5 protein-coding genes are annotated in these 6,438 nt (G+C 74.1%); 2 read left to right on the top strand and 3 right to left on the bottom strand.

Annotated elements, in window-relative coordinates; all coding sequences use genetic code 11:
* The 3 genes from J2X68_RS39300 to J2X68_RS39290 all read right to left on the bottom strand — a co-directional run.
* The coding region (locus J2X68_RS39300; RefSeq protein ID WP_310437415.1) for a polyprenyl synthetase family protein at positions 1-560 on the bottom strand (560 nt) is incomplete at its 3' end.
* Positions 561-910: 350 nt separating this feature from the next.
* Entirely contained in the window at positions 911-1,960 is a 1,050-nt protein-coding gene (locus tag J2X68_RS39295; RefSeq protein ID WP_310437414.1) for an AfsR/SARP family transcriptional regulator, read from the bottom strand.
* An 864-nt stretch (positions 1,961-2,824) separates the two neighbouring features.
* Positions 2,825-3,748, bottom strand: coding sequence for a sigma-70 family RNA polymerase sigma factor (locus J2X68_RS39290; RefSeq protein ID WP_310437413.1), 924 nt, complete (start codon positions 3,746-3,748; stop codon positions 2,825-2,827).
* Positions 3,749-4,770: 1,022 nt separating this feature from the next.
* On the opposite strand from J2X68_RS39290, the gene J2X68_RS39285 reads away from it, so the two are divergent.
* Entirely contained in the window at positions 4,771-5,838 is a 1,068-nt protein-coding gene (locus J2X68_RS39285; protein ID WP_310437412.1) for a type III polyketide synthase, read from the top strand.
* Positions 5,839-5,868: 30 nt separating this feature from the next.
* Positions 5,869-6,435, top strand: a complete 567-nt coding sequence (locus J2X68_RS39280; protein ID WP_310437411.1) for a cupin domain-containing protein — start codon at positions 5,869-5,871, stop codon at positions 6,433-6,435.
* Positions 6,436-6,438 lie beyond the last annotated feature (3 nt).

Below are 6,438 nucleotides of genomic sequence, written 5' to 3'. Positions count from 1 at the left end.
CCGCAGGCTTCGGCGGTGACGTCGAGGAGCTGGCCGTAGAGGACTTCGGTGCGCAGGGCCGACCAGACGGGGGCGACGCGGTCCTGGGCCGGGGCGGGGAGTCCGCTGTCGTGCAGGAGGTCGTCGGCCCAGCCCTGGGCGAGGTCGCCGGTGAGGATGGCGGTGCCGGTGCCGAACAGGTCCGCGTCGCCGTTCCAGCAGCGTTCGCGGTGGCGGCGGGCGAACAGCACATGGGCGGCCGGAGCGCCCCGCCGTGTCGGTGAGGCGTCGATGACATCGTCATGGATGAGGCCGTACGCGTGGAACAGTTCCAGCGCGGCGCCGATCTGTATCACCGCCTGTGCGGTGTCGCTGTCCGGGTCGCCGCCGGCGCCGAGCCAGCCGAGCCAGGCGAAGGTGGGGCGGACGCGTTTGCCGCCGCGCAGGACGTAGCTCTCCAGTTCGGTGACCACGTCGGCGCAGGCGGGGCCGATGGCCGCGGCTTCGTCGCGGCGGGCGGCGAAGAACCGGCGGAGCGCGTCCTCGACGGCCTCCGCGGGACTGGTCCGGGTGCTGTCCATGCCCTCAACTTCCCTGGTTCTCTTCGGAGTCGGACAGCGGCATGTGGCCTTCGGCCCGGGCTGCCGCTGGTAGGACGACCGGCTCCTGCAGATCTCCTCGCCGGTCGAGGACGGGGCGATGCGGTGGACGAACCCGTCGTCGGAAAGTGTGGTGCGGGACGCTCCCCGGGAACCTGCCGGTCTCGGCGCCGTTCGGCACGGCAGGATCCGTCGGATCCGAGGCGATGACGCCGCAAGCGGTACCGCTCGATCTCCCGCGGGGCTCGTGCGTCCCGGACCCCGAGTATCGGCCCCCGGACTCGAGCCACGGTCGAGTCCCGGCGCGGGACGGGCGGCCGGCAGCGGTCGTCTCAGGCCGACTTCGCCACTTCCCGGGGCTGCGGCCGCCAGTCCAGCGACGGCGCCTGGTTGAGGATCTGCTGCTCCAGCAGCTGCAGCGCCGGCCGCGGATCGACGCCCAACTCGTCCGCCAGCCGCTTTCTGTTGGTGCGCAGCACCGCCAGCGCGCCGGCCTGCCGGCCCGCCCGGTACAGGGCAAGGCTCAGCAGCTCACAGCCGTACTCGCGCAACGGGTGGGCCTGGATGAAGGCCTCGAGCTCGGCCACCGCGATCTCGTGGGCGCCGGCCGCGAGCAGCGCCGCGCAGCGCCCCTCGACCACGGACAGCCGCAGCTCCTCCAGCCGCGCCACGTCGGGCCGCACACAGGCGGTGTCGGCCACCTCGGCGTAGGCCTGCCCGCGCCACAGCGCCAGCGCCGCCTCGAACTCGCCGACCGCGCGCCGCGGATCGCCCCAGTCCAGCGCCTGCCAGCCGGCGACGGCCTGTTCGCCGAAGCGGTGCACGTCGACCTCGACGACCCGGCTGTCCAGCAGATAGCCGCGCCCGTAGGTGCGCAGCACCCTCGGCGCGGTCCGCGGCGCACGGCCGGGCTCCAGCACGCGCCGCAGGTTGGCGACGTAGGCCTGGAGCGAGGCGATCGCCGACGGCGGCGGGCTCCCGGCCCACAGCTCCTCGACGATCACGTCGACGGCCACCGGCTCGCCGACCTTGCTCACCAGCAGGGCCAGCAGCGCGCGCTGCTTGGGCGCTCCGGAGTCGACGAGGCGGCCGCCGACGACCGCCTCGATCGGGCCCAGCGCGCGGAACTCGACCATGGGGCGCGGAGGTTCGGGAATCCGCGGCGGTCGCTCCGGGGCCCACCGGGGGTCCGCCGCCCGTCCGGGTGGTGCGGCCGCCATGTGCCGGCCGCCGTTGGTGACACTCCGTGTGACGCCGTTCGGGAGCTCGGGCTCCCGGGCCACATACCCCCGCAGCGCCTCGTTGGTGCGGCGAAGCTCCCGAACCTCGCGCTCCAACTCCGCGATGCGCCACGCATCCGGACTGCCGGGCTCGTCCGCCATCGCTGAACTCCCCATTTCCTGGCCTGGTGTGGTCGGCGGCCGGGCGTCGGACGGTGCCCGGCCGACTGCCGGGCGGCGGCCCTGCCGGGCCGCATCCGGTCACCGGACGCCCGGTGGAGGGTGGCGGACGCCTGTGCTGCGACAACGTTTCCTGACCACCTGCCGGTGTCCCCCTCGCGGCGTCGGGCAGTCAGTGCCCTGGCCACTGAGCGCGACCCTACGAGCCGGAGGTCGTCGCGCCAAGCGACCACCAGGTAGGACCGAGCCATTGCCCATCGATCCTCCAGCCGCTCTCAGGGGACCTTCCCCGACGCCGCGCAGCGCCCCGGGGGGCCGACCCGCGCCGGCGCGGCTGGCGGCGGCCGTCGCGACCGCCGGCCCCCGGGAAGGCTCGCGGGATCCGGCCACGAAAGCCGGTCACAGGATGCGGCCGCAGGGCGGCGCGGGCGGGCAGCGGCGAGCCCCGGCGCGCCCCGCCTGACAGACGGCTCCGAGCGGGCGGACCGGTGCGCGCGGCCGGCCCTGATGCCCCGCGCCGCGGTCACGCCGGCCGTCGCCCCGAGCCCCGGCCGGCGTCCGCGACGGGTCGGCAGGCCTGCCGTCGCACGCCGAACTCCCGCCCTTCGAGGGGACGTTGCTCCGCCTCAAGGGCCGGCCGCAGCCCCCGGCCGGGCACCACCGCCCCGCGAGGCGCCGCAGGCCCGGCCGGGGCCACCGGCCGGGGCCCGCGCGTCCGGCCGCGGTCGTCGGCGGCCGGACCCGCGGGGGAGGGGAGGGGTGGCTCCGGCGGGGGAGATGCGGGCGGGCGGGTCCGGTGCGGACCCGCCCGCTGCGCGCTGCCCCGGGGGGAGGTGCCCCGTCGGTTCAGTCCAGGACGATGATGTCCAGGCCGGTCAGGTCGGCCCGCAGGTCGATGGCGCTGATCAGGCCGTCGGTGATCCGGAAGAGGAACACCCCTCGCGGCACGCCGTCCTGGACGTAGGCCAGTCCGGCGCGCCCGTCGACGAGGGCGGGCACCGGGGCCAGGGTGAAGCGGGTGAAGGCGCGGGTGACGGCGTCGGCGCCGCGGATCTCGTCGGGCACGTCCATGCCCGTGGCCACGCCCATCCGCACGGCCGCCCGGTCGGCGCGGACCACGATGTCCGGGGCGAGCACGGCCAGCAGCGCCTCGAAGTCGCCCTCGCGGGAGGCGGTGAGGAAGGCGTGGATGGAGTCGGCCTGGGCGGCGTCGGCGCTCTCGTCCTGGACCGGGAGGCTCTGCGGGGCGGCGCCCGCGGCCTGCGCGCCGCCGTCCTGCTGCTGGAAGCGCCGGCGGGCCCGGCTGGCCAGCTGGCGGGCCGCGGCCGGGGTGCGGTCCATGATCGCCGCGATCTCCTCGAAGGGCACCGCGAACATGTCGTGCAGCACGAACGCCAGCCGCTCGGCGGGCGTGAGCGTGTCGAGGATGAGGAACATGGCGGCGCCGACCGACTCGGCGAGCAGCGCCTCCTGCTCCGGGTCGGCCACCGTGCCCAGCCGGTGCGAGCCGTCGTCCTCGGGGACGTCCACGAGATCCTCGCGGCGCGACTTGCGCGACTGGAGCATGTTCAACGACACGCGGGCCACGATGGTGGTGAGCCAGCCGCTCATGTTCTCCACCGCGGCGGCGTCCGAGCGGGTGACCCGGAGCCAGGTCTCCTGCACGGCGTCGTCCGCCTCGGTCAGCGAGCCGAGCACCCGGTACGCCACCGCCCGCAGACGGGGGCGGTCGCTCTCGAACCGAGCGGCCAGCCAGTCGTTGTCGTTCATCGGGTCACACCCTCCCACCAGTGCCTCGTAATGTCTGACAGGCCGAAGCCCGCGAATGTGACGGGCGGGGAACGGCGACAGGACGTGCCCGTGCGGGCCCGGCGTCCCGCCCGAGCGCCGCACGGACAGGGCGGACCCGCGGCGGCCGGGCCGGCCGACTCCCCGTGGACGCCGCCGGCCGGCGCACACCCGCACTGCGCTGGCACGGCGAACCTCGCGGCACGCTATCAGGGCGCCCCGCGCCCGCGGCGGTCCGCCGCTCGGCGAACCAGCTTTCCGCGCACGCCCGTTGAGGCCGAAACAAGGCATGCGGCCGCGCCCGCCGGGGCGCCGGCGGCAGCGGTCCGCGGGCGCGCCCGTCCGCCCGGGAGGGCCGCTTCACCGTGCGCGGGGCAGACCCGGCCGGACCCGTCACCCCCTCAGATCATCTGTGACTTGGGTCACTTGGAGAAGCGCTTGGCGGGGGTCCTCTGCCTGTGTCACGATTCCGGCATCTATCGCCTGCCCAAAAACAGCACCGACGCAGTGGGGCGAGCGTCGCCCGCCGGTTCACGCGGGCGGGGCCCAGGCGCTCCCCGGTCCGACGGAGCAGGCGAACTCCCGGCAGACCCCGTCCTGCACCGGCCCGTGCGGCGCCGGACCCGCTGACGGACCTGCCGCACCCGCCGCACCCGACCGCGGGGAGCGCACCCCTCGGGTGAGCGGCGCCGCAGGGCCGCCCCGGCCCCGCCTCCCGCCGCTCGGGCGGTCCTCGCCCCACCGGACCCGCCCGCCCCGCCGCCCCCGGCCGGGTGCGGGTCCCTCACCCGGGGGAGCCGGAAGGCCCCCGGATCCCCACGGCCCGGCCGCCGAGGCCGCCGCGCCGGCCCTCCGACCGCACCGCACCGCTGAGGAGACCGTCGCGGCCCGGTGCTGTCCGGGCCGCGCGCCGACGCGCCCATGGGCAGGCGAAGGTGACCCTCCGTCAGCTCGACGTCCTACTGCCCTTGCTGTCGAGACTCCAAGAGAAGTGGATTCCAGATATGCCCAGGCTATGCAAGCCGGCGATGAGCGCGCCGGAATATGTCATCACGGTGGAAGAGACTCTGGAATTTGCGGAAAAAGCGCATGCCGGCAAGCCGCAGCTCCCCCTGGCGCTCCGCCTGATCCGCAACACCGGCGTGAAGAAGCGGCACATAGTCCAGCCCATCGAGAAGACCCTGCGGCACCCGGGCTTCGAAGAGCGCAACCGCATCTACGAGCTCGAGTCGAAGAAGCGCACCCCCCAGGTCATCGAACAGGCCCTGGCCAACGCCGAGCTGACGGCCCGTGACATCGACGCGATCATCTACGTGTCGTGCACCGGCTTCCTGATGCCGTCCCTGACGGCCTGGCTCATCAACAAGATGGGCTTCCGCTCGGACACCCGGCAGATCCCCATCTCCCAGCTGGGCTGCGCGGCGGGCGGCGCGGCGATCAACCGGGCCCACGACTTCTGCGTGGCCCACCCCGGCAGCAACGTCCTGATCGTCTCCTGCGAGCTGTGCTCGCTGTGCTACCAGCCCGAGGCCGACGACATCGGCTCGCTGCTGTCCGACGGCCTGTTCGGCGACGCGGTCGCCGCCGCCGTCGTCCGCGGCCTGGGCGGCACCGGCATCGAACTGGAACGCAACGCCTCCTACCTCATCCCCGACACCGAGGACTGGATCTCCTACGCCGTCAAGGACACCGGCTTCCACTTCCAGCTGGACCGCCGCGTGCCCGGCACGATGGAGCCGCTCGCCCCGGTCCTGCGCGAGCTGGCCAAGGACCACAGCTGGGACGCCGGCAAGCTCGACTTCTACATCATCCACGCCGGCGGCCCGCGCATCCTCGACGACCTCGCCAAGTTCCTCGAGGTCGACCGCGACGTCTTCCGGCACAGCTGGTCGACCCTGAGCGAGTACGGGAACATCGCCAGCGCCGTCGTGCTCGAAGCCGCCCGCAGGCTGTTCGAGGAGGACACCCCGGCCCTCGGCGCCACCGGCCTGATCGCCGGCTTCGGCCCCGGCATCACCGCCGAGATGGCCCTCGGCACCTGGGCCGCCGACGTCTCCCAGACCGTCGCCTGAGCCCGTGCACGGACGAAGGAAGCGAAGCCCATGACCGACCTCATCCTCCCGGCGGGAGCCGGGCGCAAGCTGATCACCCCGGCGCAGGAGGTGACGTTCAAAGCCACGAAGGAGATGGGATCCGCCGTCTCCATCTTCGAGGTGATCGTCCCGCCCGGCTTCGACGTCGGAGCCCATGTGCACGAAAAGGGCCAGGAGTTCTTCTACGTCCTGGACGGCGAGCTGGACCTGCTGTGCTTCGAGCCGACCGAGCGCACGAAGGACACCTGGCACCACTGGGAGTCCGTCAAGGGCGACCGCGTCGTCCGCGCCGGGGAGGGCAGCTGCATGTTCGTGCCGCCCGGCACCCCGCACGCCTTCCGCAACGCCACCGACAAGCCGGTCAGGATGCTCTTCCAGAGCTTCCCCTCGCCCGACCACGAGGACTACTTCGAGGAGATCGCGGAGATCTGGTCGCGCGGCACCGCCGTCGACCCCGCCGCCGTCGCCGAGATGCGCAAGCGCTACGACGTCAGCCAGCTCACACCGCTGCGCTACGAACCGCCGGCCCCCCGCCCCGACGGCCGGGACACCCACACGAAGCAGAGCGGGAAGTGACCA

It is taken from the genome of Streptomyces sp. 3330 (assembly GCF_031456635.1).
Lineage (GTDB): Bacteria > Actinomycetota > Actinomycetes > Streptomycetales > Streptomycetaceae > Streptomyces.
This window is presented reverse-complemented; position numbering and strand designations above follow the sequence as displayed.

Coding starts and splice junctions, on each gene's coding strand:
- J2X68_RS39295 (WP_310437414.1), bottom strand. CDS start 1,960: ATGGCGGACGAGCCCGGCAGTCCGGATGCGTGGCGCATCGCGGAGTTG.
- J2X68_RS39280 (WP_310437411.1), top strand. CDS start 5,869: ATGACCGACCTCATCCTCCCGGCGGGAGCCGGGCGCAAGCTGATCACC.
- J2X68_RS39290 (WP_310437413.1), bottom strand. CDS start 3,748: ATGAACGACAACGACTGGCTGGCCGCTCGGTTCGAGAGCGACCGCCCC.
- J2X68_RS39285 (WP_310437412.1), top strand. CDS start 4,771: ATGCCCAGGCTATGCAAGCCGGCGATGAGCGCGCCGGAATATGTCATC.